Below are 26,675 nucleotides of genomic sequence, written 5' to 3' on the forward strand. Positions count from 1 at the left end.
TTTGAGTGGTTCGGCCGCCTACATGGTTGCATGCCGGGGGAGCAGCCTCAGGTCACCCGCGTCGAGGCGGCAGCGTGAACTCACGCTCCAGTCGTCGGATCGCTCTATGTTTGCTGACGGCCCGATAGGTCTGCCAGGCAATACAGCCTCACTGAGTGACGATATGAGCTTGTCGCTACCGACGGATGAATCGGCTTTTGGGAGAGTCGTAATCGTCACTGGGGCCGCGCGCGGAATTGGCATGTCAAGGGGCGAGGTGGTCGATGGCAACTTCCGGGAGTTGCCGACGCCGCCAACCATCCGGTGTTCATCCTCACCGCGTTGTGCGGGTTCATGCGACGCTGCTGACAATCGCCATAACCAGCCCGCCCAGCGTCAGTACCCCAACCATCACTGCGGCGGCGATCGCCCGGGGTCGTCGGTGCCGGCGGGCGCTGTCGATCGCCACCGCGATGCAGGCGAGGATCAACGCTGCATAGGCCGCCAGCGCCACCGTCGCCGTTGCCGCGGTGCTGGCCAGAGTCACGTTGTCCATGCCGTGAGCCTACGGCGCGAACGGAAGCACTCACACTCGAGAAGATTGTCGACGACCTCTGCCTTCAGGTGCTCCACAGCCGCTGCGACGGCATCTCCTTCATGGGTGGAAAAGATAGGGCGGCAGCCTAAATGGGCTGAGCAGATCCTTTAGCGGTCAGCACTTCCGTCCTTGCCGTGCAGACAGAATCGCTAGTCACGCAGACGCAGTACGGCGCAAGGAAGCGGGCAATGATTCATCTGATGCGATGCGCAGCTGTTAAGTTGACATAATGTAGCTTATCGGCACATCGGTATGCAGGACTGACACCGTAGGCAGCGGCGTAGAGTCACTTCCTTCGCCCCTCGGCGGAGTCATGCCCAGGAGCCTCTCGATGCCCAACCATCATCCATCTCGCTCGTGGCGCGGGTGTGCGATGTGCAAGCCGCACAAACGCCGTGGCGCCGGCCGAGCCGCCAAGGATCCTGTCGCAACCCGTCGACGTCTGGGATACGCACGGCGGTACTCGCGCCGGTCCATCGGTGGCGACGGCTACTGACGCCCCTCCGCCCACTCCCGTCTGCACCGCTAATTGCGTCACAGTGACGGTTTGCTGTCTTGTGCCCGTGCGCTGATTCGATTGCCTTGCAGGCGCTTTCGCTCCGCGCGAGGTCTCGCAGCGGCTCCAGGCGGCGCGCCGGTGATAGCGTCGTTGGTGAACCGCAAGGAGTTGGTGAGATGGTGATCAGGACGGGACGGACCGGGCGGCGAGTTGCACTGCTCTTGCCTCTGGCGGCGGCCGCCGCGGCGATCGTCGCCGGCTGCGGTGTCGATTCGTCTCAACCGATCGCATCAGATGATCCCGTGACGACGCTGCCGGTGCCGGCCAACGTTCCGCCTTTTCCGTTGCCCAGCGACATTCCGCCAGTGCCGTTGCCGAGTGCCATTCCCATTGTGGAGATGCCGAACGAGATTCCGCGGGCGCAACTTCCAGCCGACGTGCCGCAAGTTGAGATGCCCGGTGCGATTCCCCGGATTCAATTGCCTTCCGCGATCCCGCCTATCCCCTTTCCGTGACCAGCCAGGTGCGCGACAATCGTCACTGTGACGTATTATGTTGTGCTGCAACATATTTCGTGCGATGAGTTGTCACATCATGTTGCCGACGCCCGGTGTATAAGACGGTGACACCACACCACTGGTCGCGACCATCGTTGTGCAGGTGACCGTACCGCTGAAATTGGCCGCGGCCGCGCGCACGTCGACCATCGGTGCGGTAATCGTCACGCCGCCATTGGATTCCAGGACGATCTCGGCCCCGTTGGGGTGAAGCAACCGTACTTCCTGCGCGGGCTCGTCGATCACCACTTGATGTCCGCTGCGCAGCGTCAGGCTCCGTACGGCAGGGATCGGCGGCTCTCGCCATAACCCGCCGATCACGTAGGGAGAATTGGGATCGCCCGCCTCGAAGGCAACGAGCACCTCCGCTCCCACGGCCGGCACCTCTTGGGCGACGCTCACGACAGGCTGCACAGTCGGCGCCCACAGCGTCCGGTCGGCGGCGACGTCGACTAGACGGATCTTGACCCGTCCGGCAAGCTCTGGATCGATGTTCTCCACCACGAGGCCGCGGTAGACCCCGAACACTCGCTCGTTTGTCATGTGATTGATGATCACGCTCGTGGCCCCGACAATGTGCGTCTTGTCCAAAATGTGCGTGGCCGAATCCACTCTCGGAGACTGCCGCGCACCCACGACGTGCACCAGCGGGAGGAGAATACCGCCCTTCAGAAATGCAAAACGGAATGGAATTGATGCGACAATTTCCGCATCAATTCAGCTCTCGCGAAATGATCAGCGCTTGCACATCAGATCGACGTACGCGGTTGTGTACCGCACGAGATTGTTCACTCTGCCTGTCGGGCCGCGTTGCACCCAGGAATGCTTGACGTCGGTGCCCTGACGCACCGCGGTCACCGTGCATTGGTCCATGGGTGCGTTGCCGACCTTGTTGAGGATCACCCGGAATCCCTGGGCCTCGAGCTCACTGATTGTTGTTTGAGCTGATGTATGACCCGTGGGCGCCGCCGACGCCACCGCACATGAGCTCAATCCCAATACAGCCGCAGCTAAGGCAACGACAACGCTCCCCGTGATCCTGCCGCTCGACAATTCGCTTCCCTTTCCGACTATTATTCAGTGCGGTCGCTATTCGTGTGCACGGAATTAGTGTCCAGTTTAGCCACGTCTAAATATTTGGCCAGGAATTCATATACGACGCATAACTATGCCCATAGCAAATGCATAGCCGATTCATGCGGATTTCAGACACGACCGCAAGAGGTCGATGTTGTGGCGGACCTCAGGCCGCCGGCGTGGCGGCGACGCGATGAGTATCGCTCCGCGGCGGGGTCTTACTGAACATGACGATGACGACGAGAGTGCTGAGTGTGTCGGTTCCGGTTTCCGACCAGGACGCCGCGCTGAAGTTCTACACCGAAGTGCTGGGATTCGAACTCCGCACCGACGTGGAGGTCTGGCCGGGTGCGCGCATGATCGAGGTCGTGCCGCCGGGCTCAGCTGTCTCCTTGGTGCTCCTGCCGCACGACAGCCAGATCCCGATCGCGATCCGGTTGGGTACCTCTGATGCTCAACAAGCCCACGACAAGGTCCGGGAGGCCGGGGTGCCCCTGCACAACGCGGAGCTGGTCCGGATGGAGGGAATACCGGCGATGTTCTCCTTCACAGACTCCGACGGCAACGGCTTGGTCTACCTCGAGGACGCAGACCCGAGCGATTCCCGCTGACCACCCCAGCAGTCCGCTCGGTTCTGGACGGGCCAGCTGCTGTTGTTTCGGGCCTCGCAGTCCTGGCGAACACCTGTTCGCACTCGATTTGCCCTGGTTTGTAGGCTTCGAACATGCCGTTCAATGCCGGTGACGTATTTGCCGGGTACACCATTCAGCGGCTCCTCGGTGCCGGTGGCATGGGCGAGGTCTATCTCGCCCAGCATCCTCGCCTGCCCCGTCTGGATGCGCTCAAGATTCTCTCGGTGAGCACCACGCGCGACGACGAGTTCCGCGCCCGGTTCACCCGAGAGGCGGAGTTGGCCGCGGCGTTGTGGCATCCGCACATCGTCGGGGTGCACGACCGTGGTGAATTCGACGGCCGACTGTGGATCTCGATGGACTATGTCGAGGGCACCGACGCCAAGCACCTGATCGAGCAGCACCCGTCTGGAATGCCGTTGCAGGATGTGGTGGAGATCGTGACGGCCGTCGCCGAAGCCCTCGATGTCGCGCACGAACGGAACCTGCTGCACCGCGACGTCAAACCGGCGAACATCCTGGTCACTCCGCCGTCGGGAAGTGCCCGGCGGCGCATCCTGCTCACCGATTTCGGCATCGCCAGGGAGGCCGACGACGCGAATGGCCTCACGGAGACCGATGTGGCCATCGGCACCGTCGCGTATGTAGCGCCCGAGCAGCTCACCGGGAAAACACTCGATGGCCGGGCAGACCAGTACGCGCTGGCGGCGACCGCCTTCCATCTGTTGACCGGCGCGCCTGTCTTCGACGACGCCAATCGCATCGTCCAGGCCGGCAACCACCTCTACACGCCGCCGCCTCCGCTGTCGGGGCGCCGTCGCGACCTCGCACATCTCGACGCCGTGATGGCCAAGGCGCTGGCGAAGCAACCCGGCAAGCGCTACGCACGGTGCCTGGACTTCGCCCGGGCGCTGGGCGGGAGTACGGATGTGCCGACCGCGCCCGAACCGGTGCCGGAGCGGTATACCGAGTCGACTCCCCCGGATGCCGGTCCGCACACTGCCCCGCTGGAGATCTCCGACGATCGCGAGCCGAGCAGCTCGCCGGAGACCAAGCGGTTAGCCATGCTCACGATCCTGGGCACTGCCCAGGGGGTGCAGAAGCGACCGTCCGGACCTGACGGCGAGGAGGAGGTCTGGACCTTCCGCCTGGAGCGGTACGAATCGACCGGTGAAGCGCACACCGTCGTGCCGGTCGAGCTCCGTGGTGACTCCGTCACAGGCGAACTCTCCGACGGGGATGTGGTGGAGGTCAGCGGCTTCTGGGATAACCGAACCCTGTTTGCCGACTCTGCGGTCAATCATTCGGCTGGGGCCCGCGGACGTCGTCGGCGCCCGTCGTTCGAAGTGCGGTCCGGTAAGCGCCGCGGTGCTTTGGCATCCCGACCGGTGCGAATCGTGTTGGTTGTGGCCGCGATCGCAACGATCGTTGCCGCGTCCATCGTTCTCACCCGCGGGTTGGGACCGTCGTCGCACAGCGGCCCGGGTCCGATTGTGACGCCCGAGAGCGCGACGGTGTTCTCCCCCGGCGGCTCACCAGACCATCCGGATCAGGCGGGTCTGGCCATCGACGGCAACCCGGCCACATCGTGGCCCACCGACATCTACCAAGATGCCGCGCCGTTTCCCGACTTCAAAGAAGGCGTCGGCCTGATACTTCAGCTCCCCTCACGGACCGCCTTGAGCGAGGTCACGATCGACCTGCCCAGCACCGGAACAGAGGTCCAGGTTCGTGCGGCTGACACCGCCCACCCGAACAGCCTTTCCGACACAACCGAGTTGACGCCGAACGTGGCGTTACAGCCCGGGGAAAACACGATCACCGTCGACAATCAGACGGAAACCTCAAATGTGCTGGTGTGGATTTCGAAGTTGGGCACCGTCGACGGGCAGAGCCACACAGAAATCTCAGAGATCACGCTGCGGGCCGCAGGCGATTAGCCCAGCTCCAGCAGGCGCTTGGGGTGCATGCCGTCGACCTGGCCGATGAACGGTGGATGGATGCTGTAGCCGAGCATGCGGCGGATGTCCTCGGACACCGCGCGCACCGTGTCCCGGGTCATCGACAGGGTGAACGCCTCCTGCGGGCGCAGCCACGGTTCGCAGTACTGCGCCGTCAGCGCCAGACGCGCATTCGCGGATCGGTTGGCGCCGCCGCCGTGCCACAACGTGCCGAGAAAGAACACGCATGACCCGGCGCTCATCACCACCGGTGCGCGTTCAGCAGGCTCGGGCAGTCGATCGCCCCACTCATGGCTACCCGCGACGATGTCGGTGGCGCCGTTGTCGGCGGTGAACTCGTCGATCGCCCAGATCGTGGCCGCGCCCAGCGCTTTTCGCGGCCTGGGCAGTGGGTAGAAGCCATCGTCGGTGTGCAGCATCTGCGCCTGCTCCCCCGGCAGAATCCTGATGACCTGCAGCATCGACAACAGGTAGTTCGGCATGAAGAGCCGATCCAGCAGCGCCAGCACGCGCGGATGGTCGGCGATCCGGTCACAGGTGCGGGTCTTGTTCAACACGCTGTATACCCGCTGGGTGGCGCGACCTTCGAATCCGTTGCGGCCCCGCGGATCCAGCAGTGGATCAACGGACTTCCGAATCGCATCGAGTTTGGCCGGTGTGAGCAGGTCGGGCAGGATCACGTAGCCGTCGCGCAGCACCGCCGCCAGATCCGCGTCGGCCACCGCCGGATCGACCTGTTCACCGCTGCTGGGGGTTCGCCGGTACGTACCGGCCAGGTCGCCCGCCAACTCCGTCAACGATGTCACTTCAGTACTCATGATTGCCCCAGACCGAAACATAACTGACTTCTGTTATGGTCTGCACTATGGCACGGGCCCCGATCGGACGTCAACAACTCCTCGACGCCGCCCGCGACGAACTCGTCGAGGGAAACGGTGTCATCGAGCTCGGCGGACTGACGCGCCGCGCCGGGCTCAGCACCGGCGCCCTCTACCACCACTTCGGGTCGAAGAGTGGCCTCCTGACGGCGATCTACGACGGCTTCTACGACGGACTGCGCCACGCCATCGCCGACGCCCACCTCCCCACCGGCGACTGGGCCACTCGTGAACGCGACCGCACCCACCGCTTCGTCGCCTATCACCTCGCCGAGCCACTCGCGCCGATCCTGCTCAACCGCACCGCCAGCGACCCGCAGCTGACGGAACTCGAGGCCGCCTACATCCACAACCTCATCGACAACGCCGCCGCCAACATCCGCCACGGGCAACAGTCGGGTGAACTCCCGGCCGACCTGGATCCGGACAGCGCAGGGGCCTACGTCATCGGCGGGCTGCGCCACGGAATTGCGCAACAACTCCGGGTCACCCCGACGCCGAATTCCGATCAAGCCACGCAAACGCTGTGGCGCTTCACCGCTGCTGTTCTCGGCATCGCCGAGCCCGCCGGGTGACTATTGTTTTGCCATCGCGACCTTGAGCCGGTCGGCGGCGGTGATCAGATGGTCGTGGCTGTCGTCGCCGATGTCGATCTGCACCCAGTCGATCTCTCCGTTGAACTTGTTCCCGGTCGGCCCATAGTCCGGGGAGGCGGGTGAACCGGTGTCGGCTCCGACGTCGCAGGCTTCGTCTGCGGAGTAGGCCATCGGCTGGGTCTGTTCGACCCGGCCGCTGCCCACCTGTTTACCGTCGTAGTACAACGAGACGTTGCCGCCTTTGGCCAATCCGCCTCCGTCGTAGGCGAATTCCATTCGCACTTGGTGCTGGCCCGTGGGTATCGGCTGCTCGGCCGTGGTCATGTAGTGCTCCATGCCGAAGAAGCAATAGCAGTACTTGAGCTTGCCTTCGTGTGCGTACAGCGTCCAGCCACCGGCGCTGCCACCCTGGGTGATGATCACACCCGACGCACCGGATTCCGGCACGGTGATGTTCGCCGTCACCGAATGCGATTTGTTCTTCAGCGTCAACACCGCGGCCTCACTGATCCGCATCCCGGAGAACAGCAGCTGCGAGTTGCCGGTGATCAGTTGCGGCCGGCCCGCGATATCGGGGTTGATCCGCTCGAAACCGCGATCATCGAGCGGGACGACGTTGTACTTGACCGCCTCGATCAGCCAAAGCCGTTGCAAATCAGCGAGTTTCTCCGGATCTTGGGCCGCGAGATCGTGCGCTTGGGTCCAGTCGCCGGGGGCGTACAGCTCCCAGACGTCGGCGTCGAACGGCGGTGGAGTGTCGGCTTTCCACGGTGTGCGGTGCTTGGTGACCGCAGTCCAGCCCTGGTGGTAGATGCCGCGGTTGCCCATCATCTCGAAATACTGCAGGTCGTGCGTTTCGGGCGTGGCCGCCTCTCGCAGAGTGGCGAGCATGCTGACGCCTTCGAGCGGTGCCTGCTGAATACCGTTGACCGAGAACGGTGCCGGCAGTCCCGCGGCGTCCAGGATGGTTGGCGCGATGTCGATGACGTGGTGGAACTGGTCACGGGTCTGCCCTTTGTCCGCGATGCCGTTGGGCCAGTGCACGATGGTCCCGTTACGGGTCCCTCCCCAATGCGAGGCCACCTGCTTGGTCCACTGGTACGGCGCGCACAACGCATGTGCCCAACCGACGGCGTAGTGGTTGTAGGCGTCAGGTGTGCCGAAGGCATCGATTTTGGACAGCAGGAACTCGGTGGTCTCGATGCCGGGCATTCCGTTGAGTGTGCTGAGCTCATTGAAGCAGCCGTTGATGGTTCCTTCGGCCGACGCTCCGTTGTCGCCGAGGATGTAGTAGATCAACGTGTCGTCGAGTACACCGAGATCGGCGATGGCATCGACTACCCGGCCGACCGCATCGTCGGCCTGCTCCAGGAAGCCGGCATAAATCTCCATCTGCCGGGCCAGCACCGGCTTCAGTTCCGCAGGCATATCGTCCCAGCCGGGGATCTCGGCGTGCCGAGTGGTCAGCGCCGCATCCTCGGGCACTACGCCCAGGTCTTTCTGGCGGGAGATCGTCTTGTCCCGCAGGGCATCCCAGCCGTCATCGAACTTGCCCCGGTACTTGTCCGACCACTCTTTCGGCACGTGGTGTGGGGCGTGGGTGGCGCCCGGCGCGAAGTACATGAAGAACGGCTTGTCCGGCATCAACGCCTTCTGCTGACGCACCCATGTGACGGCACGATCGGCCAGATCGTCGGTGAGGGTATAGCCCTCGTCCGGAGTCTTGGGCGGTTCCACAGCGGTCGTGCCCTCGTACAGGCCGGGAAAGTACTGGTTGGCTTCGCCGCCGATGAACCCGTAGAAGTGCTCGAATCCGGATCCGGTGGGCCACTGGTGGAACGGCCCCACCGGGGTGACCTCCCACAGCGGTACCTCGTGGCACTTGCCGAACTGGGCGGTCGAATAGCCGTTGAGCCGCAAGGTCTCGGCGATCGTGGCCTTGTCCTTGGGCCGGATGCTGTTGTTGCCCGGCGCTGAGGTTGCCATCTCGGTGATCGCGCCCATCCCGACCGAGTGATGGTTGCGCCCGGTCAGCAGCGCCTGGCGGGTCGGCGCACAGAGCGCAGTGGTGTGGAAGCGGTTGAGCTTGAGGCCGTCGGCCGCCAGGCGCTCGGCTACCGGGGTGTTGCACGGCCCACCAAATGCCGACGATGCTCCGAACCCGACATCGTCGAGCAGGACAATCAGCACATTGGGCGCACCCGCGGGTGGACGCAACGGGACGATCGGCGGGTACTTGGTGTTGGGATCTTTCGCGTCGAATGTCGTCAGGCCGACGTATTTCACATCGGGAATCGGCAACACCTGACGCCCCGGCTGTACTTGGTCCACGATCGTCCTCCTCGCTGAACGTCCAACCATTGACACGCGCTCTGGTCGGAAATGCTACGAGGCCGGCGATCAATCGCGGTCGGCGATGGTGGAGTCGGATCCGGCCCGGCTGCAGTCAGCCCCGATCGTCCTTCCCGCGCCCGGTGATCCGGTTCAGGGCGGAGACCCCCGGAATGTTGGTCAACAGCCGGAAGACATCGTTGCCGGTGTTGATCAACGATTCGAGTTGTGGCAGCAGCCGGTCCAACGTCCGGAACATCGGGTCGGCCATGGCCATAACCCGTTCGGTCCGGTCGATCGTGGTGTTGAGCCGTTCGGTCGCGACCGCGAGATTCTCCAGCAAATCGGGCAACTGCGCCGCGAGTTGAGCCGACGCCGGCGGAATACGCATCGCGCCGCTCGCGACCGCCTGTGCGGCCTCTACGGCGGACTGGGCTGTGCCGACCGCCGCCTGAGCCGCCGATTTTAGGTCGCTCGGTTTCGGTACTTTCTGGCTACTCATAGAGGCAACTGTCCCCCCACCTTGGCCGCACCGTTGCTCGATCCAGCAAAATCGACCTGCGCCTGTCGCCCTGCGGTCACCGAAGGGCAAACTTGGTCAGTGGCGCGCTGCCGCGCTGACAACGCCGGCGCCCGCATCCAGCCGGATGACCCGAACGGAAGGAACCCGCCATGAGCACACCCCGGACCCTGATCGACCCGGATGCACCGGTGCTCGTGACAGGCGCCAGCGGGTACATCGGCAGCTGGATCGTCCGGTACCTCCTCGAAGCCGGCCACACCGTCCACGGCACGGTGCGCAACCCGCAGAAGGCCTCGGGGTTGGAGCATCTGCACAAGCTCTCGGCGGACCATCCCGGTCGGCTGAAGCTGTTCAAGGCGGATCTTCTCGAGCCCGGCAGCTTCGACGAGGCCATGGCCGGATGTGAGCTCGTCATGCATACGGCGTCGCCGTTCCTGCTCTCCGGCTACAAGGATGCGCAAGAGGCGCTGGTCCGCCCGGCACTGGAGGGCACCCGCAACGTCCTGGACTCGGTCAACCGCACGGACAGCGTCAAACGTGTGGTGCTGACCAGCAGCGTGGTCGCGATCTACGGGGATGCCCGGGAGACACGGGATGTCCCCGGCGGTGTCTTCACCGATGAACACTGGAACACCACCAGCAGTGTCGACCACCAGCCGTACCCCTATTCCAAGACCGTGGCGGAGCAGGAGGCCTGGCGGTATCAGAAGGCGCAGGACCGCTGGGACATGGTCACCATCCACCCGGGCCTGGTGCTCGGTCCTTCCCTGACCAACGCCAGCGACTCGGCCAGCCTGAGCACGATGAAACAGTTCACCGACGGCACCCTGCTCGCCGGCGCTCCCGCGTTGACCATGGGCGTGGTGGACGTGCGTGACGTCGCCGATGCCCACCTGCGCGCTGGGTTCACCCCCGAGGCCCATGACCGCTACATCGTCAACGCCGACTCGCTGAGCCTCCTGGAGATCGGCAAGGTGCTGCGCCGCGAGTTCGGACCGTTCTACCCGTTCCCGAGGATGACCGCACCCAAGGTGCTGGTGAAAGCCATCGCCCCGGCAGCCGGGCTGACGCGAAAGTTCGTCGATCGCAACATCGGATACCCGTTGGCATTCGACAACAGCCGTAGCCGCAACGAGCTGGGACTGGCCTATCGGCCGGCCGAGCAGACCGTCACCGATCATTTTCAGCAGATGCTCGACGACGGACTGGTCCGCCGAATGCCGGGAAGCTAGTCCGCGGGCTCCGGCGGTAGTCCGTACTGCACCGCAATGCCGTTGAGCAACATCGTCATTCGCTGCTGAAAGCTGTCTTCGCCGAACGGGTCATAACCGGACTGCGCGATCGCGCGCAGCGTCGGATAGTCGGACGCGGGACGTTTGGCGGTGAGTTTGAAGATCCGGGCCAACCACGGCTGTCCGCTTTCGGCGTGGAGGTGTTCGCGGTGCGCCTCGGTGACGCTGCCGATCGCCATCGCGCTTACCGCCGCCCAGACCGCCATCGCATCATCGGGGGCCAGACCGTGCTCGGCCAGCGCCTCGACCGCGTCGCCGTTGCACTCCATCTCCATCTCATCGCGCACCCCGCCCGTCACGAACTTCTCCACCAGTGCCGGCTCGGACGCCAGCACCGTCCGGATGTATGACGCGTAGCTGCGCATCCAGGTGGCCCAGTGCTCGCCGGTGTATCGCGGCGGCGGGGAGTTGACCAGTGCACTCTCGGTGGCCAGACGCAACAGATCGTCCTGGTTCTTCACGTGGTGATACAACCCCGGCAGACTGACGCCGAGGTGTGCGGCGACCCGACGCATGGTGACGTTCTCGGTGCCGATCTCCAGCACCGCGGCGACGATGGCGCTCGTGTCGATGCGGGGCGGCCGGCCACGGCGCGGCGCTACGTCGTTGGAGGTCACGGAATCCTCCTACCAGGCGGGACACTCTCGATCTGGGGGTTGACGTTAATCGATGCGAGTTCTAAGAATCAATATGAAAATTATGATGACCACGGGAGAGATGAATTGACTGACTCCGCGCACCGGCCGAACCGTCAGGTCCTGCTCCGCCGCCGCCCCAATGGACTGGTCTCCCCCGACGACACCGAGATGGTGACCGTGCCCGCGGCGGTGCCCGCGGAGGGTGAGGCACTGCTGCGGACCACCTACGTTGGCATCGACGCTGCCGCTCGCACGTGGCTGGACGGCGAGCCCGGCTATCTTCCGCCCCTCGAGCTGGGTGAGGTGGTGCGGGTGGCCGGTATCGGCGAGGTCGTCGAATCACGTTGCGATGCCTACAAAGTCGGTGATCTCGTGACCACCCTGACCGGATTGCAGGATTACGCCATCATCCGCGACGACCTGTTCAGCACGCCGGTGGTCGGGTACACGGATCCGCTGGCCGTGATGTCGATCTACGGGCCGACCGGCGCGACGGCCTACTTCGGCATGAAGGGTGTCGGCAATCCGCAAGCCGGCGAGACCGTCGTCGTATCGGCGGCTGCGGGTGCCACCGGATCGGTGGCCGGCCAGATCGCCAAGATCGCCGGAGCTCGGGTGGTCGGTATCGCCGGAGGCCCGGACAAATGCCGGGCCGTGGTCGAGGATTTCGGCTTCGATGCCTGCGTCGACTACAAGGCCGGCGACTTGACCGCCGCGCTGAAGGAAGTGTGCCCCAACGGGATCAACGTCTACTTCGACAACGTCGGCGGCGAAGTTCTCAATGCGGTGCTGGCCAATCTTGCGCACAAGGCGCGCGTGGTGATGTGCGGCATCATTTCCAGCTATCTCAACGGTGATCACCCCGGCCCGTCCAATTACGTGAACCTGCTCGCCACCGCCTCGACGATGCAGGGCTTCATCGCACTCGAAGAGTGGGCGCGCTTCGACGAGGCGTTCGCCGCGCTGCAGGGTTGGGAACAGCAGGGGCTGTTGACGCACCGTGAAACCGTGTACGAAGGACTGGAATCCAGCATCGACGCGCTCAACGGACTGTTCACCGGTGCGAACATCGGCAAGATGCTGGTGAAGATCAACGAACCCAGCCAACGATGACGGCGACGGATGCCGGCCGGAGCATGGCGCCTGCGCCCGGGGTGGTCGATACCGCCGGCGAGGTCGACGCCGAGTGGCTTACCGCCGCACTCAACTCGTCCGGCATCGCCGCGACGGTGCGGCATGTGACCGCGGAACGGGTCGGAACCGGCCAGATGGGTTCTTGCGCACGACTGTTCATCGACTACGCCGACGGCACCGGCCCTGGCCGGCTGATCATCAAGCTGCCTGCCACCGACGCCAACAGCCGAGCCGCCGGCACACTCAGCTATCGGTGCGAGACCAGCTTCTATCGCGACTACGCGCACCGGGTCGGTGCGCGGCTCCCCCACTGCTACTACGTCGCGGCGGATGCAGAATCCAACGGCTTCACCCTGTTGCTGGAGGACCTGGCGCCGGCCGAGCAAGGTGACCAGATCGCCGGTTGCACAGTGGATGAAGCCCGCGCCGCGGCCGTGAACGTTGCCGGGCTGCATGCATCGACCTGGAATGATCCGGCGGTGCGTGAGCTCGACTGGTTGATACCCGACCTCACGGCGATGCCCGAGTTCGCCGCCGAGCTGCTGGCCAATGCCACCGAACAGTTTCTCCAGCGGTACACACTGTCGCCGGACACCGCCGCTGTGCTGCAGCGGTTCTCCGACGAGTTCATGTCCTGGGCGGCCGGACGGCGGGAGCCGTTCGCACTGCTGCATGGTGACTATCGCCTGGACAATCTGCTGTTCGCCAGTGCCGGTGGCATCGAGCCGGTGGTGGCGGTGGACTGGCAGGTCATGTCAACCGGCCTGCCCCTGCGTGACGTCACCCTGCTCGTCGCGCCCGGTCTGTCGGTCCCGGACCGCCGCGCCGGTGAGGGTTCGATCATTGAGGCATACCACCGCCGGTTGACCGAACTCGGTATCACTGGTTACAGCCTCGAAAGCTGTTGGGCCGATTATCGTTACGCGCTGTTCCAGGGACCGTTCGTGACAGTACTCGGCGCGCTGGTCGGTCAGCCCTCCGAGCGCGGCGACCGGATGTTCACGGTGATGGCCGAACGGTCGGCCACCGCGATCGCCGATCTCGACGCGTTTTCCCTGCTGGGCAAGTGAACAGAAACAGGACCGATGCTCACGCCGTTTGACGACTACCCCATCCACTCGTCGGCCGAACCCGTCGCGACACCGGTCGGTGCCGACCCCAATCACTATGACCGCTACTGGTTCAACGGTCACCAGCGCGACGGCGACTTCTACTTCGGCGCCGCGATGGGCCACTACCCGGTCCGCGGGGTCATCGATGCCGCCTTCAGTCTCGTCAAAGACGGTGTGGAGCACTCGGTGTTCGCCTCCGGGGCAATGCCACTGGACCGGTCGGCGACGATCGGGCCGTTCCGCATCGAGGTGATCGAACCGCTTCGCACCATCCGGTACATCGTCGACTCGAATGAACACAACATCTCCTGTGACCTCACCTTCCGGGCCACCACCGTGGCGATCGAGGAACCCCGGCAAACGCGTCGGACCGCCGAAGGCATCGTGCTGACTGACCACACCCGCCTCACGCAATGGGGTTCATGGGAGGGAACGATCAGCGTCGACGGCGAGGACACCGCTGTCGAAGCCGGGGCTGTGCCCGGAACTCGTGACCGGTCATGGGGTGTCCGGCCTGTGGGCGAGCAGGTTCCTGTCCTCCGCCAGCCGATGCCGTTTCAGGTGTTCTGGCTTTGGGCGCCTCTGCATTTCGGAGACCGGTTCACCCACTACGCCTTCCACGAGCATGAGGACGGCCGCCGGTGGTTGCAGACCGCGCAGGTCCTCGATCCACTGCCGGCGGGCGTCTCCCCGTGCAGCCGGGTCGGAGTGCGCGAGTGCTATGACATCGGCTACGAACTCGACTGGGAACCCGGTCGACGCGAAATCCGGCGGGCGCACCTGTGGTTCACCGATCCGGTCGAAGGCGAGACGCACATCGAGGTGGAGAAACTCTTCACCTTCCGCATGCGCGGGATCGGCTACTGGCATCCGCACTGGGGCCACGGTTCCAACCACGGACAGTTCGAGATCGGCCGGGAGTCCATACGTCTCGACGATTTCGACCCGACCGACTTCGCCTCGATTCACCTACAGAACGTCGTCAAGGCCACGATGGGTGAGCGCACCGGCATCGGTGTCGTCGAGCAGATCGCCATCGGACCGCACTCACCGTCAGGGCTCACCGGATTCATCGACGGCTACCGACCTTGATGCGCCGACGGGTGGTCACGGAACTCCGCTAGCTGATTCGCGGGTCGGTCGCCTCGTCAACGAGTTCATTGGTCTCAAGATCGAGGCGCTGCGGGCGGGACACATGGTCGGCGCCGGATGTCACCTTCATGACCAGGTCTGCCAGGTCCAGACCGCGCGACCTCAGATTGGCGATCGCCGTTTCGACGGCTTCTTGCTCGCTGATGTCACGGCCGCCGGCGTAGACCTTGGCGGTGTGCGCGAAAGCGGTTGTTCCGTTCACGGGACGGTGAAAAGAGACTCGCCGGACACTGACGGCTTCCTGTGGCGGCCCGGTGAAAGTGCCGGTTGTATCGAACTGATTGACGACCGACACCGAGGCGCCGTTGTCGGTCAAGAGTTCAAAGTTCAACTCCGTCACCCCGGCTGCGACAAGGGAAGGTCCGTTCACGGTCACGGTCGATCCGCCGACAACGGCCGTGCGAATGAACCCGTAGCTCCGAAATATCGGCTTGGGCGGTAGATCCACGTTGAACTCCATGTGCAACGCAAGGTTCGATTGAGCGACGACGGAGCGCGCCGCATGGGAATAGTGGACGGTGGCCGAATGGCCCCACGTTTGAACGGTATCCGTCAGAACGATCATGTCCGCATCCCTTCAGCTGCCCGACGTCCACAAGCGTATGGAGCGGCAGCACAGCCGGCATGAGTATTCCGCTACCTGTTCTGCGACACCCGGTCATCGGGTCTGTCCGCCTGGTCCCCAAGCCGCAGCCGTCGCCGGGCCCGATACCAAACCGCAATCTCTACAACGAATTACAGAAGCGCAATTTTGTTACGAGTGGGACTCACGTGAATATTGTGATGTAGAGTACGTACGTACGTAGTTACTACGTAGACCTTGAATGGTCTGATACCGAATCGGCCACGGCCGACCCAGGGCGGAAAGGAACTGCGGGACCATGCCTTCCAATCCGCGTTCGGATCACACCTCCTGGGAACGTCGAACACTCTTGTGCACAGGGGTTTTGGCTGCAGCATCAATGGTATTGATGGGCGCGCCGCTCGCCCACGCCGAACCCAACGCCGGCCAGTGGGATCCCACTCTGCCCAACCTGCTCAGCGCGGGTGCGCCCGGCGATCCGGTGGCCATAGCCAATGCGTCGTTGCAGGCAAGCGCTTTTGCGGCACAGACAACCTTTGACATGGGGCGAAAGTTCCTCGGCAGCCTGGGACTTGTGCCGGTTGACAACAGCGGCGCCGCTCCCGTACTGCGCGGCAACCGTGTTTACGGCAGACAGGCGGTCGAGTACGTCATCCGGCGGGCCGGCACTCAGATCGGGGTCCCGTATTCCTGGGGAGGTGGCAGCTTGACCGGACCCAGTCGAGGGGTGGATTCTGGTGCCGGCACCGTCGGCTTCGACTGTTCTGGCCTGACCCGTTACGCGTTCGCCGGTGTCGGCGTGCTGCTCCCCCGGTATTCGGGCGATCAATACACCGCGGGACGCCAACTCCCGCCGTCACAGGCCAAGCGGGGCGACCTGCTGTTCTGGGGTCCCGGCGGTGGACAACACGAGGCGCTCTACCTGGGCAACGGTCAAATGATCGAGGCCCAGCAGACGGGTGTCCCGGTCACGATCTCGCCGGTCCGCAAATCGGGGATGACGCCCAATGTCACCCGCATCATCGAATACTGACGGGACAATCCCCAGGTGAGCATGACCGGTCGACGTGTCCCGTTGTGGCTACTGGCGTGTGCACTCATTTTGGGCGTCGTCGCCGTGTTCGCCGTGAGAACACATGGTTTTGGTCTCGTGGACACGGCGGAGCGCGAGGCTCAGGATCGATGCGAGACCGATGTGCGCGGCAAGCTGGTGACGCCCGCCACCGCACAGCTCACTGACGTGGAGTCGAAGCTCAGTGACCTCGAGCCCGACAGTCGAGACTTGTTCCCGTTGACCACCGACGAGCCGCTGAAGGGCGTCGAGCACTCACGTATCACCGTATGGAACGTGTCGGGAGCGGTCGACGCCCAGACCGAATCCGGCAGCACGATTCACGACCCGTTCGTCTGCCGGGCATACTTCGTCGACGGCAACCTGGCGGACACGCTCGTTGTATTCGAGCGGGAGCACTGACCTCAAAGACAGAGCAGGCCCGACACCCCCAGCACGAAGGTCGCCACCGGAGCCAGCGCGATCACGGTGGTAGCGCCGAACAAACCGGCACCCGCACCGAGCCGCATCCACGGCGCAGGTGGAAGCGCAAGGCGCTCAGCGCGGTTCAGCAATGCAACATCGGCGGCACCGAGCGCCTGGGCCGGCGTGGCCCCGGCCAGGGCCATCAGCCCGGCGAGCAGCGAGTGCTGTCCATGGCGGCGCACGGCGACGTCGTCGGCACACATTTCCAGCAACCGACCGACATCGGTGGACGCCCGGGTCATCAGCCGCACCCGTGGGAAAACCATCGCCAACCCGCGCAGCGCCGTCACGATCTTGAGGTGGTGCCCATCCAGGTGCGCCCGTTCGTGGGCGAGTACCGCCTGTAGTTCATCGCCACCGAGCGCGGCAATCGCACCGGTGGTGACCACGATCGCGGGCGGCGCCCCCGCGACGCAGTATGCGGTGCGCTCGTCGGTGTCGACGATGAAGACGTCGCGTTGGGCTGTCGGACGTCCCACCATCCTCACCGCCTGGGCGTGCCGGTGAGCGCGGGACTGCAACCGGCTGATGGTTCGTGCCGCTTTCATCCCGACAGCGACCACCGCTACGGCCAGCACGGCCGCGACGACGATCATTGTCGCTTGCGCCGCAAGGCCCGCGCGCCCAGACGCGATGTCACAGAGGAACTGCACGCACGACACCAACAAGGACTGCCGTTGCCCGCCGTGGAAGGCCACATCGAGGATGACCAGTATCGGAATGGCGATCCAGGTCGCCAAGACGCTGACCACGGACGTCAACCACGCCGCCACACCAAATCTGGGAGCCGAGCCACCGCGGGTGAGAACGCCGAGCAGTGTGGGCGCCAGCGCCACCATCACCACGCTGTAGATCAGCAGCCCCGCGGCGACATTCACCGCTTCTTCGCGCTTCCGGAGCGTCGGGCCAGAGTACGGAGCGCGGCACGTAACCGGTCGGAATCCTGTGGGTCCATCTGCTCGATGAAGTAGCTGAGCACGAGATCGGAACGACCACCACCGTCGAGGGCCTCGCGCATCAACTGGGCGGTGTGCTGCTCGCGGTTCAACGTCGGCCAGTATCGATAGGCGCGCCCGTCGCGGTCGCGTTCCAGCCAGCCCTTCGTATGCAGGTTGTCCATCGTTGACATGACTGTGGTGTAGGCGATCCGGCGCTCCTCGGCGATCTCGTCGAACACCTCACGGACTGTGACGGCCGCATCTCCGCGATTCCAGATGCGATCCATGATGTCGGCTTCGAGTTCGCCGAATCCTCGTACGCGCACTGCACCCCTCCACGATCGGTGTTGTGAGCGTACCTCGCGGCGGGGCTCGTGATGGGCCTCGACGCGGGCTCCGAATCTACTACTTAGGCTAGTACGTAGTACTCCCCCGATACCACGCCGTCAGCTGACGTAGGCGACGGTCGTCATCATCCCACCCTCCTGGTGATATGTGTTGTGGCAGTGCAACATCCATGTCCCTGGATTGTCAGCGGCGAATACCACCCGCCGTCGCTGCATCGGCAGCACGATGAGCGTGTCCTTGCGGGCGCCCGGGCGGCCGTCGTCACCCAGAACCTGAAAAGTGTGCCCATGCAGATGCATCGGATGCCACATCATCGACGAGTTCCGGAAAGTCATTGCCACGCGCTGTCCTTCGCGCACGGTCAGCGGCTGAGCCTTCGTGAACGAGCGGCCGTTGATCGTCCAGTCATACGTCGCCATCGAGCCGCCCAATTCGACCGGCAACTCGGCGTCAGCGGGCGTGGAATCGAGGGTGACCTCCGACGATGCGGTGAACGAGCTGACCGTGCCGAGGCGGCCCCGCAGCTCCGGCGGCGCGTAGTCGGGGGCCGGAGGCGAGCCACCGGCGGTCACCAACAGCGCGCGCGTCGACGCGTCCTTCCCCTCGGCCGCCGCGACCAGCGGAAATACCCCGTCGCGCGCGGTAACCACCACGTCATAGCGCTCACCCATCCCGATCAGCACCGCGTCCACGTCGGTGGGAACGACGGGGAACCCATCGGTATGCGTAACCGTCATCCGGTGCCCGGCCAGCGCGACCCGGAACGCGGTGTCGGAGCCCGCGTTGATCAACCGGATCCGCACCCGCTGACCAGGACGTACCCGCAAGCTGCTGGGGTTCTGGGCATCGCGGCCGTTGACCACGTACAACGGGTAGTCGACGTCACCGCCGTCGCCTCCCAGCGGTGAACTGTCGCGGCCTCCCATCGAGCCCATGCCGCCGTCGCCGTGCATGCCTGACATGCCACCCATCCCGGGCATGCCGGGCCCGTCGCCCGACGGCATGCGCAGCCGGTCATAGATCTGAGCAGGGCTCGGACCGACGCCATCGGTCCAATCGTCGAGCATCACCACCCATTCGGCGTCGTAGCGGCCCGGGTCGTTCGGGTCGTCGACGATCACCGGGAAGTACAGGCCGGTGTCCGCATCCAGCCCGGTGTGCGGATGGGCCCAATACGTCCCCGGGTGGGGCACCGAGAATCGGTAGGTGAAGTCGCGGCCATCGGCGAGGTCACGGGTGGCCGGCGACGCACCGTCCATGTCGTTCCGCAGCGCAAGGCCGTGCCAGTGCACCGAGGTCGCATGGCCGAGCCTGTTACGCACCGTGACCTCCAGTTCGTCACCGACCGATGCCCGCAGGAGTGGTCCGGGCACGATGTCGTTGTAGGCGATCGTGTCGGCGATCCTGCCGCCGAGGTCCACCCGCGAGCGCTGGGCGGTCAAGGTGGTCGAAACCGTCCTGCCGCTGTGTGGGCGACGGGCTTCAGCCGCGGCGATCGCATCGCGGGCGCCCGGCTCGCTCGACGTGGCGCCGTTGTCGCGCTGACACGCCGCGACAGCTGTGGCGCTCAACGCAGCAGATGCCACAAGGAATCCCCGGCGACTGAGCCGTGGCGGGTCGGCGATGTCTGGCATGTCCTCCACCCTGGGCACGGAGTTCAGTGAATCGGTATGAGTTTTGTGAAGGTTCGTTGAAGAAACCCGTCTATCGCACTTGTCGTCCGGGAACCGAACTCATATCGAACCCACAACAACCTACGCAGTATCAACGTATTAAATGACTACGTACGGTCGGATCTAGCAGGTCAGAGCGATGGCAGTTCCGCGCAGTGCTATTCGGACTCTTCCACAAGATGTCCGACGGCGAACGATTGCTCGCCCGCTCACGCTATCTACTATCCCCGTACGTAACTAGTAGACTGGGCAACGTCATGCGTCCGCCCAACCGGGCGTGATCGTCAACGGCACACTGTCGATGGAGGCCTAGTGCAGCACCGCACCAGACACCTGTGGATCCCCGCGATCGCGGCAACCGTCATGGTCGCCGCGTCAACAGTCGCCGGCACGACCGCGCTGGCAGAGCCCGCGGGTCCGCCGCAGCCCGTCGAACCGGCACCACAACTCGACCCGGCGCCGATGCCCTGGCTCAACCCGTTCGGCGCAGCGGCGAACGTGGCGACCCCGCCGGGACAGAACCCCGTGCCGTTCAGCGGCGAGCCGCCGTTTCTGCCACCCGCGTTCAATCCTTCCAACGGGTCGACAGTCGGTGTCGCCAAGCCGATCTCCATCACGTTCCAGCGGCCGATCGCCGACCGTCAGATGGCTGAGGACGCCATTCGCATCTCCTCGAACCCTCCGGTTCCCGGCAAGTTCTACTGGATGAGCGACAGTCAAGTACGTTGGCGGCCAATCGATTTCTGGCCGTCGGGCACCGTCGTGAACATCGACGCCGCAGGCACGAAGTCCAGCTTCCAGGTCGGCGATTCGTTGGTGGCGACCATCGACGACAACACCCATCAGATGCAGATCCACCGCAACGGCACGCTGGAGAAGACCTTCCCTGTCTCCCTGGGGAAGCCTGGCTATGAAACCCCCAACGGCACGTATTACGTGCTCGAGAAGTTCGCCGACATCATCATGGACTCGTCTACCTACGGAGTCCCGGTGAACTCGGCCGAAGGCTACAAGCTCAAGGTCCAGAACGCGGTCCGCCTCAGCAACACAGGCATTTTCGCGCACAGCGCGCCATGGTCGGTCGGCGCTCAGGGCAAGCGCAATGTCAGCCACGGCTGCCCCAACCTCAGCCCTGCGAACGCGCAATGGTTCTTCGACCACTTCGGCGCGGGCGACCCTGTCGTCGTCAAGAACTCCGTCGGCCTCTACAACCAGCCGGATGGCGCGCAAGACTGGCAGATCTGACCCGGCTGCCGACCCCCGGGGCGGCCGCCCCTCATCGGGGGGCCGAACTCGGATGGTGCACGAACCTGGAGGCTCGGCGTTCGATGCGGTGAAGACGCCCGCGGGTACGAACCGGCGCACCCGCCAGATGCATCGGATCGGTGTAGAACACCTTCTTGGTCAACTCGACCAAGACCAGATAGCCCACGGTCAGTAGCACCAGTGCGGCAAAGAACTGCCACGGCAACGGCGCGAAACCCAGGCGAGATGCCAAGGGCGACAAGGTCAGCACGATCCCGATCGCGATCGCACCGAAGGTCGTCGCGACCAGCGGGCCGCTCGGCACGCTGCGGAAGAACGGAATGCGCCGGGTCCGGATGACGAAGATGATCAGGGTCTGGGTGGCCAATGACTCCACGAACCACCCGGTGCGAAACTCGGCGGGCGCCGCGTGCAGCACGCCGAGCATCAATCCGAAGGTCAGGAAGTCGAACAACGAACTGATCGGACCGAACGTCAGCATGAACCGCCTGATGAAGGCGATGTTCCAGTGTGACGGCGCGTGTAGTTGCTCCGGATCGACGCGGTCGGTGGGGATGGCCAGCTGGGAACTGTCGTAGAGCAGGTTGTTCAGCAGGATCTGCCCGGGCAGCATCGGGAGGAACGGCAGCACCGCGGACGCCGCGGCGGCGCTGAACATGTTGCCGAAATTGCTTGACGTGCCCATTAATACGTACTTGATCGTGTTGGCGAAGATGCGTCGCCCTTCCGACACACCATCGGCGAGGACGCCGAGGTCCTTCTCCAGGAGCACGACATCGGCGGCGTCTTTGGCGACGTCGGTCGCCGAGTCCACCGAGATGCCGACATCGGCCGCGTGGAGGGCCAGCGCGTCGTTCACACCGTCACCGAGGAAACCGACCGAACGGCCCTGCTTGCGCGCCGAAGCGATCACCCGCGCCTTCTGCTCAGGGCTGACCCGGGCGAAAATGGTGGTTTGGGTGACCATCCGATCGAATTTATGGTCGTCGAGTTTGTCCATCTCGACACCGGTGATCGTGCCTTTCGACGCCAAACCGAGTTCGGTACAGACCTTTTCGGCCACCCGCGGATTGTCTCCGGTGGCAACTTTCACGTCGATTTCCAGTTCGGCCAATTTGGCCAGCGACTCGCGCGCGGCAGACTTGGGGTTGTCGGCAAAGGACAGAAACCCGGCCAGGCTGAGGTGGGTTTCGTCGGCCGGGGTCACGGTCTCAAGTCCGGACGCGGGCTTGACCGCGACTGCGACGACCCGCCGGCCTTCGGCGAACAGTCGATCGAGCGTTTGGTGAGCCGATTCCGGCACCTGGGCGCACCTGGCCAGCACCTGCTCGGGTGCCCCCTTGGTGATCAGTGTCCGCTGGTCGCGCCCGGGGTCGTCGACAAGCGTCGTGGTGGACCGGCGCGTGTGGTCGAACGGAAGGACCGCGATCTGGCGGACGCCCGCGGTCAACGCCCCGGCATCCGCACCGTCCGTCCGCCACAGTGCAGCGTCCATCTCGTTGCCGCTGGCTCCCCCGGTCGCCGGGTCCACATCGGTCGCCAGCAACCCATCACGCAGGACATCTTCGGAATGGGCACCCGCGGGGTCAACGGCATCGATGAAGCTGATGCGGCCGTCGGTCAAGGTTCCGGTCTTGTCGGTGATCAGGACATCGATGTCACCCAGATCCTCGATGCTCACCAAGCGTTTGACCAGGACCTTGCGTTTGGCCAGTTCCCGCGACCCGGAGGCGAGGCTGCTGCTGACCACGGCAGGCAACAGCTGCGGGGTGATGCCGACCGCGATGGCCAGCGCGAACAGGATGGAGTCGATGACCGGCCGGCGCAGCATCAGGTTGGCCAGCAGGATGAACACCGTCAGGGTCAACGCCACGTAGAGCAGCAGATAGGAGAACTTGCGCAGACCCACTTGGAAGTCGGTCTCCGGCGCACTCTGGCTCAGTCCGACCGCGATCCGGCCGAACTCAGCGTCGGCGCCGGTCGCGTACACGACACCGATGCCGGTCCCCGCGCTGACGATGGTGCCCATGAAGGCAAGATCGGTCGCATCGGCGAGTGCGGTGTCCATCGCCACCACCTCGGCCGACTTCTCCGCGGTCATCGACTCACCGGTCAGAATGCCTTCGTTGCACTCCAGACCGTTGACGTCGAACAGCCGGACATCGGCGGGCACCGCCTCGCCCAGCGTGAGTTGGATGACGTCACCGGGCACCAACTCGGTCACACCAACCTTGACGGCCTTCCCGTCACGGCGAGCGACCGCGGTGTGCTGCACCCGCGAATGCAGGGCTTCGGTGGCCCGCTCCGCCCGGTACTCGTTGACGAAGCCGAGCCCGACGCTGATCACCAGGATGATTCCGATGATGATCGACTGCGTGGCATCACCGAGAAAGGCCGAGGCCACGGCGGTCACGGCCAGCAGGATCAGCACAGCATTGTTCAGTTGCCGTCTGAGCACCGCCCAGGCACTGACCTGATGCGTGCGAATGATGTTGGGCCCGTGCTGGGACAGACGTGCGGATGCCTCCGCCGACGTCAGACCCTCAGATTGCGTATTCAGCGTCGACATCAGCTCCGACAACGGGGCTGATGCGGCCTGGCCCGCGGTCACCGTATCGATGCTGCCCCCCACAGTTCGTCACCAGTGGATGAGTCGAGCGTAATCCGCCGAGCCGGTTTGCTGCACCAGATTTGACTCGAGTGCAAACCAGCAGGTCTGTGGTCACATCGCCAGTTCGCGTAGGCGACTACTCGCGTGTCTGCCGGCCACGGCGTGCGACGTTGACCGACAAGCGACTCTGGACGGCCGCAGGCCGGCAGATCATCGGGAGGAGACAGCGATGGACACCGAATCGTTCACCGGCACTTGGAGCTACCGTAGCTTCGTCAACAACCCTGACCTCGACGTGGACTTCAACGACCTGAGGTTTGGTGCGGGCACGTTGACGCTGCACTCGCCGAGCCTGGGCCGGCTGGCCGGAACCCTCGGCGGCGCCGGCTGGCAACTCGATCTCAAAGGTGCGGCGTCATATGGAAATCCGTTCGCGTGCCGCCTTCAAGGGGTGGGGGAAATCGGGGGCGAGACGTGGGTCTATGACTACGTCGGCTATCTGATCCCGTCGTGGCCGCACGGAGTCAACCAGGTGCCGGCGATCACCGGATCGGTGATCCGCACCGTGGCGCACTCCAACGGTCAGGCCGTAGCCGGATTCGTCGCGTCCTTCATCGCCGTCCGGTCGTAGGCCGGCTCAGAAGTTCCCGTCCAGGAATTCCGCGTACGCCGGCAGATCGAGTTGACCGTGACCCGAGAGTCCGATCACGACCACCTGCTCGCTCGGGTCATCGGCCACGTGCGCGGCGGCCGCGGCGATGGCGTGAGTGGCCTCGGGTGCGGGCACGATGCCCTGAGTGCGTGCGAACAGGACGCCCGCGGAGAACGCATCGTGCTGCCCGACGGCGATGCCCTCGACCAGTCCCAGTTCGACGGTATGACTGAGCGCCGGAGCCATCCCGTGATAGCGCAGGCCGCCCGCATGAATGGGATCGGGAACGAAATCCATTCCGAGCGTGTGCATCTTGAGCAACGGGGTCAGTCCCGCGACGTCGCCGTGGTCGTAGCGGTACTCCCCCTGCGTGATCGACGGACACGCAGCGGGCTCCGCGGCGATCACCTTCGGGTTCGATCGGCCATGAATCTTCTCGCGCAGGAACGGGAATGCGAGGCCGGCGAGGTTGGAACCGCCACCGGCGCAGCCGAAGACAACGTCGGCACCGTCCGGCTCGACAGCGGCGAGCTGCGCGACAGCCTCCAGACCGATCACGCTCTGATGGAGGACGACGTGGTTGAGCACGCTACCGAGCGCATAGCGGGTGTCCGCGTTCGCGGCCGCCACCTCGACTGCCTCACTCACCGCCATCCCGAGACTGCCGGTGGTGTCCGGGTGGGCCGCGAGGATCGCGCGTCCCGACTCGGTGAGATTCGACGGGCTTGAGTGCACGGTGCCGCCGTACGTGCGAATCAGGTGACCGCGGTAGGGCTTCGACTCGTAGGACGCGCGGACCTGCCACACCTCGACCTCGAGGCCGAACTGTGCTCCGGCGAAGGACAGGGCGCTACCCCACTGCCCGGCACCTGTCTCGGTGGTCAGCTTCCGGACCCCGTCGATGCTGTTGTAGTAGGCCTGCGCCACAGCGGAATTGGTCTTGTGGCTGCCGACCGGGCTGACACCCTCGTACTTGACATAGATGTGGGCACCGGTGTTGAGCGCCTGCTCGAACCGGCGGGCCCGGATCAGCGGCGCCGGGCGCCACATCGAGTAGATGTCGCGCACAACCTCCGGGATCTCGATGTACGGCTCGGTGGATACTTCCTGCGCGATCAATCCGCTCGGAAAGAGCGCCGCGAGGTCGTCGGGGCCGACCGGTTCCTTGGTTCCCGGGTGCAGATGGGGCGGGATCGGCTGGTCCAGCTCGGCTGCCAGGTTGTACCAGTGCGTCGGCACCCCGACGGAAACCAGATCCGGATGGGCAGTGTCGGCGTGCAGCGTCATGCCGACACTGTAGTCAGGCTGGGTTCGCCGGCCTTCGGCGCTGCGAGCCACCGCCACCAAGCCCAAGTCGCGATCCCGGCGACCGCAAGACCCGCGGGAAGCGCAATCGGCGCCGCGGGCAGGGACACTCCGACGAGGAGCAGCAGTCCGAACCCGATACCGATTCCCAGCAGTACCCGCCGGGCCGGCGTCCAGTCCGAGCCGGTGCTGAATCGGGTCGACAGCAGGATCCCGAGAATCAGCGCAATGGCGTGCCCGATCGCGGTGAAATCGGTCCCCGAGGCCGCGACCACCAGGGCAATTGTCACCCATCCGCCGATCCATGCCGGGCGCCACCGCATCGGAATGGCCGCGGTGAGCGTGCCGAGGACGGCGATCGCGCCGTAGCTCAGCCCGACGTCTTTCGCGTGCGCGACAGAGATCGGCAGCCAGCCGAGTTTGATCGCGGCGGCCAACCCGGCGGCCACGATCAGGGTGGCGCCGACGTGGCCCAGGGCGAAGGCCTGGATCAACCGCCTGCTGCACCACAGCAGCTCTGCCAACGCCAGCAGGCACACCAGGCCCGGCAGCAGGAGGTACGTGTATCCCTCGGCGGTGACGAACGCACTGCCCACGAGCGTTCCAAGGTGGCCGTGCCCCAGGTTCTCCAGGTTGGTACTCAGATGACCGACCACACTGTCCTGCACCCTGGGGCCCGAGATCAGCAGCAGGGACGCGATCACGAACAGCGCCGCCGCGTAGACCAGGGTGACTCGGACCCGGATCAGACTGGAGAGCACTCGCGACAACATCCCGATCCAGGATACCGACGTCGCCGCCGG

Annotated in this window: 26 protein-coding genes; 12 read left to right on the forward strand and 14 right to left on the reverse strand. The window is 64.8% G+C overall.

The window, feature by feature from the left end:
* Positions 1 to 331: 331 nt before the first annotated feature.
* Positions 332 to 535, reverse strand: a complete 204-nt coding sequence (locus ACNQVK_RS20315) for a hypothetical protein (protein WP_418030941.1) — start codon at positions 533 to 535, stop codon at positions 332 to 334.
* A gap of 717 nt (positions 536 to 1,252) precedes the next feature.
* Here ACNQVK_RS20315 and ACNQVK_RS20320 point away from each other — a divergent pair.
* A complete protein-coding gene (locus ACNQVK_RS20320; protein WP_418030942.1) occupies positions 1,253 to 1,591 on the forward strand; it encodes a hypothetical protein in 339 nt (112 codons plus the stop codon).
* A 72-nt stretch (positions 1,592 to 1,663) separates the two neighbouring features.
* On the opposite strand, the gene ACNQVK_RS20325 is transcribed toward ACNQVK_RS20320, so the two are convergent.
* Together ACNQVK_RS20325 and ACNQVK_RS20330 are read right to left on the reverse strand one after the other, a co-directional pair.
* Positions 1,664 to 2,245 carry a phage baseplate assembly protein V gene (locus ACNQVK_RS20325; RefSeq protein WP_418030943.1) on the reverse strand — a complete coding sequence of 194 codons (582 nt, stop codon included), beginning with the start codon at positions 2,243 to 2,245 and terminating at the stop codon, positions 1,664 to 1,666.
* A gap of 123 nt (positions 2,246 to 2,368) precedes the next feature.
* Positions 2,369 to 2,536 carry a hypothetical protein gene (locus ACNQVK_RS20330; RefSeq protein ID WP_234711918.1) on the reverse strand — a complete coding sequence of 56 codons (168 nt, stop codon included), beginning with the start codon at positions 2,534 to 2,536 and terminating at the stop codon, positions 2,369 to 2,371.
* A 407-nt stretch (positions 2,537 to 2,943) separates the two neighbouring features.
* Between ACNQVK_RS20330 and ACNQVK_RS20335 the strand changes: the two genes are divergently transcribed.
* Both ACNQVK_RS20335 and ACNQVK_RS20340 read left to right on the forward strand, forming a co-directional pair.
* The gene (locus ACNQVK_RS20335; protein WP_418030944.1) at positions 2,944 to 3,321 is read left to right on the forward strand and encodes a VOC family protein; all 378 of its coding nucleotides are present in this window, start codon (positions 2,944 to 2,946) and stop codon (positions 3,319 to 3,321) included.
* Between the two features lie 113 nt (positions 3,322 to 3,434).
* Positions 3,435 to 5,282: a serine/threonine-protein kinase gene (locus ACNQVK_RS20340; protein ID WP_418030945.1), complete on the forward strand. Its 1,848-nt coding sequence runs from the start codon at positions 3,435 to 3,437 to the stop codon at positions 5,280 to 5,282.
* Here ACNQVK_RS20340 and ACNQVK_RS20345 read toward each other — a convergent pair.
* Positions 5,279 to 6,121 (reverse strand): phytanoyl-CoA dioxygenase family protein, encoded by an 843-nt coding sequence (locus ACNQVK_RS20345; RefSeq protein WP_418030946.1) that lies wholly within the window; start codon positions 6,119 to 6,121, stop codon positions 5,279 to 5,281. The genes ACNQVK_RS20340 and ACNQVK_RS20345 overlap by 4 nt on opposite strands.
* 47 nt (positions 6,122 to 6,168) lie before the next feature.
* Between ACNQVK_RS20345 and ACNQVK_RS20350 the strand changes: the two genes are divergently transcribed.
* The gene (locus tag ACNQVK_RS20350) at positions 6,169 to 6,756 is read left to right on the forward strand and encodes a TetR/AcrR family transcriptional regulator (protein ID WP_418030947.1); all 588 of its coding nucleotides are present in this window, start codon (positions 6,169 to 6,171) and stop codon (positions 6,754 to 6,756) included.
* Here the strand turns inward: ACNQVK_RS20350 and ACNQVK_RS20355 are convergent, their stop codons facing one another.
* Together ACNQVK_RS20355 and ACNQVK_RS20360 are read right to left on the reverse strand one after the other, a co-directional pair.
* Positions 6,757 to 9,138: an arylsulfatase gene (locus ACNQVK_RS20355; protein ID WP_418030948.1), complete on the reverse strand. Its 2,382-nt coding sequence runs from the start codon at positions 9,136 to 9,138 to the stop codon at positions 6,757 to 6,759.
* An 85-nt stretch (positions 9,139 to 9,223) separates the two neighbouring features.
* On the reverse strand, positions 9,224 to 9,610 hold the full coding sequence (locus ACNQVK_RS20360) for a hypothetical protein (RefSeq protein ID WP_044518552.1): 387 nt from the start codon (positions 9,608 to 9,610) through the stop codon (positions 9,224 to 9,226).
* 170 nt (positions 9,611 to 9,780) lie between these two features.
* Here ACNQVK_RS20360 and ACNQVK_RS20365 point away from each other — a divergent pair, with 170 nt between their 5' ends.
* Positions 9,781 to 10,863 carry an SDR family oxidoreductase gene (locus ACNQVK_RS20365; RefSeq protein WP_418030949.1) on the forward strand — a complete coding sequence of 361 codons (1,083 nt, stop codon included), beginning with the start codon at positions 9,781 to 9,783 and terminating at the stop codon, positions 10,861 to 10,863.
* On the opposite strand, the gene ACNQVK_RS20370 is transcribed toward ACNQVK_RS20365, so the two are convergent.
* Entirely contained in the window at positions 10,860 to 11,540 is a 681-nt protein-coding gene (locus ACNQVK_RS20370) for a TetR family transcriptional regulator (protein WP_418030950.1), read from the reverse strand. The two genes, ACNQVK_RS20365 and ACNQVK_RS20370, sit on opposite strands and share 4 nt — an antisense overlap.
* Positions 11,541 to 11,645: 105 nt before the next feature.
* Here ACNQVK_RS20370 and ACNQVK_RS20375 point away from each other — a divergent pair, with 105 nt between their 5' ends.
* Genes ACNQVK_RS20375 through ACNQVK_RS20385 form a run of 3 tightly spaced genes read left to right on the forward strand, consistent with a single transcriptional unit; the run spans position 11,646 to position 14,899 of the window.
* Positions 11,646 to 12,674, forward strand: a complete 1,029-nt coding sequence (locus ACNQVK_RS20375; RefSeq protein ID WP_418030951.1) for an NADP-dependent oxidoreductase — start codon at positions 11,646 to 11,648, stop codon at positions 12,672 to 12,674.
* Positions 12,671 to 13,765, forward strand: a complete 1,095-nt coding sequence (locus tag ACNQVK_RS20380) for a phosphotransferase (RefSeq protein WP_418030952.1) — start codon at positions 12,671 to 12,673, stop codon at positions 13,763 to 13,765. Before ACNQVK_RS20375 ends, ACNQVK_RS20380 begins: the two co-directional genes overlap by 4 nt.
* A gap of 15 nt (positions 13,766 to 13,780) precedes the next feature.
* The gene (locus ACNQVK_RS20385; RefSeq protein WP_418030953.1) at positions 13,781 to 14,899 is read left to right on the forward strand and encodes a hypothetical protein; all 1,119 of its coding nucleotides are present in this window, start codon (positions 13,781 to 13,783) and stop codon (positions 14,897 to 14,899) included.
* A gap of 28 nt (positions 14,900 to 14,927) precedes the next feature.
* On the opposite strand, the gene ACNQVK_RS20390 is transcribed toward ACNQVK_RS20385, so the two are convergent.
* Positions 14,928 to 15,524, reverse strand: coding sequence for a hypothetical protein (locus tag ACNQVK_RS20390; protein WP_418030954.1), 597 nt, complete (start codon positions 15,522 to 15,524; stop codon positions 14,928 to 14,930).
* Positions 15,525 to 15,921: 397 nt separating this feature from the next.
* Between ACNQVK_RS20390 and ripB the strand changes: the two genes are divergently transcribed.
* Positions 15,922 to 16,575, forward strand: coding sequence for an NlpC/P60 family peptidoglycan endopeptidase RipB (gene ripB, locus ACNQVK_RS20395; RefSeq protein ID WP_418030955.1), 654 nt, complete (start codon positions 15,922 to 15,924; stop codon positions 16,573 to 16,575).
* A gap of 117 nt (positions 16,576 to 16,692) precedes the next feature.
* On the forward strand, positions 16,693 to 17,016 hold the full coding sequence (locus ACNQVK_RS20400; protein WP_418030956.1) for a hypothetical protein: 324 nt from the start codon (positions 16,693 to 16,695) through the stop codon (positions 17,014 to 17,016).
* A gap of 2 nt (positions 17,017 to 17,018) precedes the next feature.
* Here ACNQVK_RS20400 and ACNQVK_RS20405 read toward each other — a convergent pair whose 3' ends face one another.
* The 3 genes from ACNQVK_RS20405 to ACNQVK_RS20415 all read right to left on the reverse strand — a co-directional run bounded on the left by ACNQVK_RS20405 (position 17,019) and on the right by ACNQVK_RS20415 (position 19,999).
* A complete protein-coding gene (locus ACNQVK_RS20405) occupies positions 17,019 to 17,957 on the reverse strand; it encodes a M56 family metallopeptidase (protein ID WP_418030957.1) in 939 nt (312 codons plus the stop codon).
* Positions 17,954 to 18,343 (reverse strand): BlaI/MecI/CopY family transcriptional regulator, encoded by a 390-nt coding sequence (locus ACNQVK_RS20410; RefSeq protein ID WP_418030958.1) that lies wholly within the window; start codon positions 18,341 to 18,343, stop codon positions 17,954 to 17,956. Before ACNQVK_RS20410 ends, ACNQVK_RS20405 begins: the two co-directional genes overlap by 4 nt.
* A gap of 120 nt (positions 18,344 to 18,463) precedes the next feature.
* Positions 18,464 to 19,999, reverse strand: coding sequence for a multicopper oxidase family protein (locus ACNQVK_RS20415; RefSeq protein ID WP_418030959.1), 1,536 nt, complete (start codon positions 19,997 to 19,999; stop codon positions 18,464 to 18,466).
* A 351-nt stretch (positions 20,000 to 20,350) separates the two neighbouring features.
* Between ACNQVK_RS20415 and ACNQVK_RS20420 the strand changes: the two genes are divergently transcribed.
* Entirely contained in the window at positions 20,351 to 21,283 is a 933-nt protein-coding gene (locus ACNQVK_RS20420) for an Ig-like domain-containing protein (protein WP_418030960.1), read from the forward strand.
* A gap of 31 nt (positions 21,284 to 21,314) precedes the next feature.
* Here ACNQVK_RS20420 and mgtA read toward each other — a convergent pair whose 3' ends face one another.
* Positions 21,315 to 23,873 (reverse strand): magnesium-translocating P-type ATPase, encoded by a 2,559-nt coding sequence (gene mgtA, locus ACNQVK_RS20425; protein WP_418034235.1) that lies wholly within the window; start codon positions 23,871 to 23,873, stop codon positions 21,315 to 21,317.
* Between the two features lie 271 nt (positions 23,874 to 24,144).
* Here mgtA and ACNQVK_RS20430 point away from each other — a divergent pair, with 271 nt between their 5' ends.
* Positions 24,145 to 24,546, forward strand: coding sequence for a hypothetical protein (locus tag ACNQVK_RS20430; RefSeq protein ID WP_418030961.1), 402 nt, complete (start codon positions 24,145 to 24,147; stop codon positions 24,544 to 24,546).
* A 6-nt stretch (positions 24,547 to 24,552) separates the two neighbouring features.
* On the opposite strand, the gene ACNQVK_RS20435 is transcribed toward ACNQVK_RS20430, so the two are convergent.
* Together ACNQVK_RS20435 and ACNQVK_RS20440 are read right to left on the reverse strand one after the other, a co-directional pair.
* Positions 24,553 to 25,854: a TrpB-like pyridoxal phosphate-dependent enzyme gene (locus tag ACNQVK_RS20435; RefSeq protein ID WP_418030962.1), complete on the reverse strand. Its 1,302-nt coding sequence runs from the start codon at positions 25,852 to 25,854 to the stop codon at positions 24,553 to 24,555.
* Positions 25,851 to 26,645 (reverse strand): rhomboid-like protein, encoded by a 795-nt coding sequence (locus ACNQVK_RS20440; protein WP_418030963.1) that lies wholly within the window; start codon positions 26,643 to 26,645, stop codon positions 25,851 to 25,853. The genes ACNQVK_RS20435 and ACNQVK_RS20440 overlap by 4 nt, the downstream gene beginning before the upstream one ends.
* Between the last annotated feature and the right edge of the window lie 30 nt (positions 26,646 to 26,675).

This window comes from Mycobacterium sp. 134 (assembly GCF_048282715.1).
Lineage (GTDB): Bacteria > Actinomycetota > Actinomycetes > Mycobacteriales > Mycobacteriaceae > Mycobacterium > Mycobacterium septicum.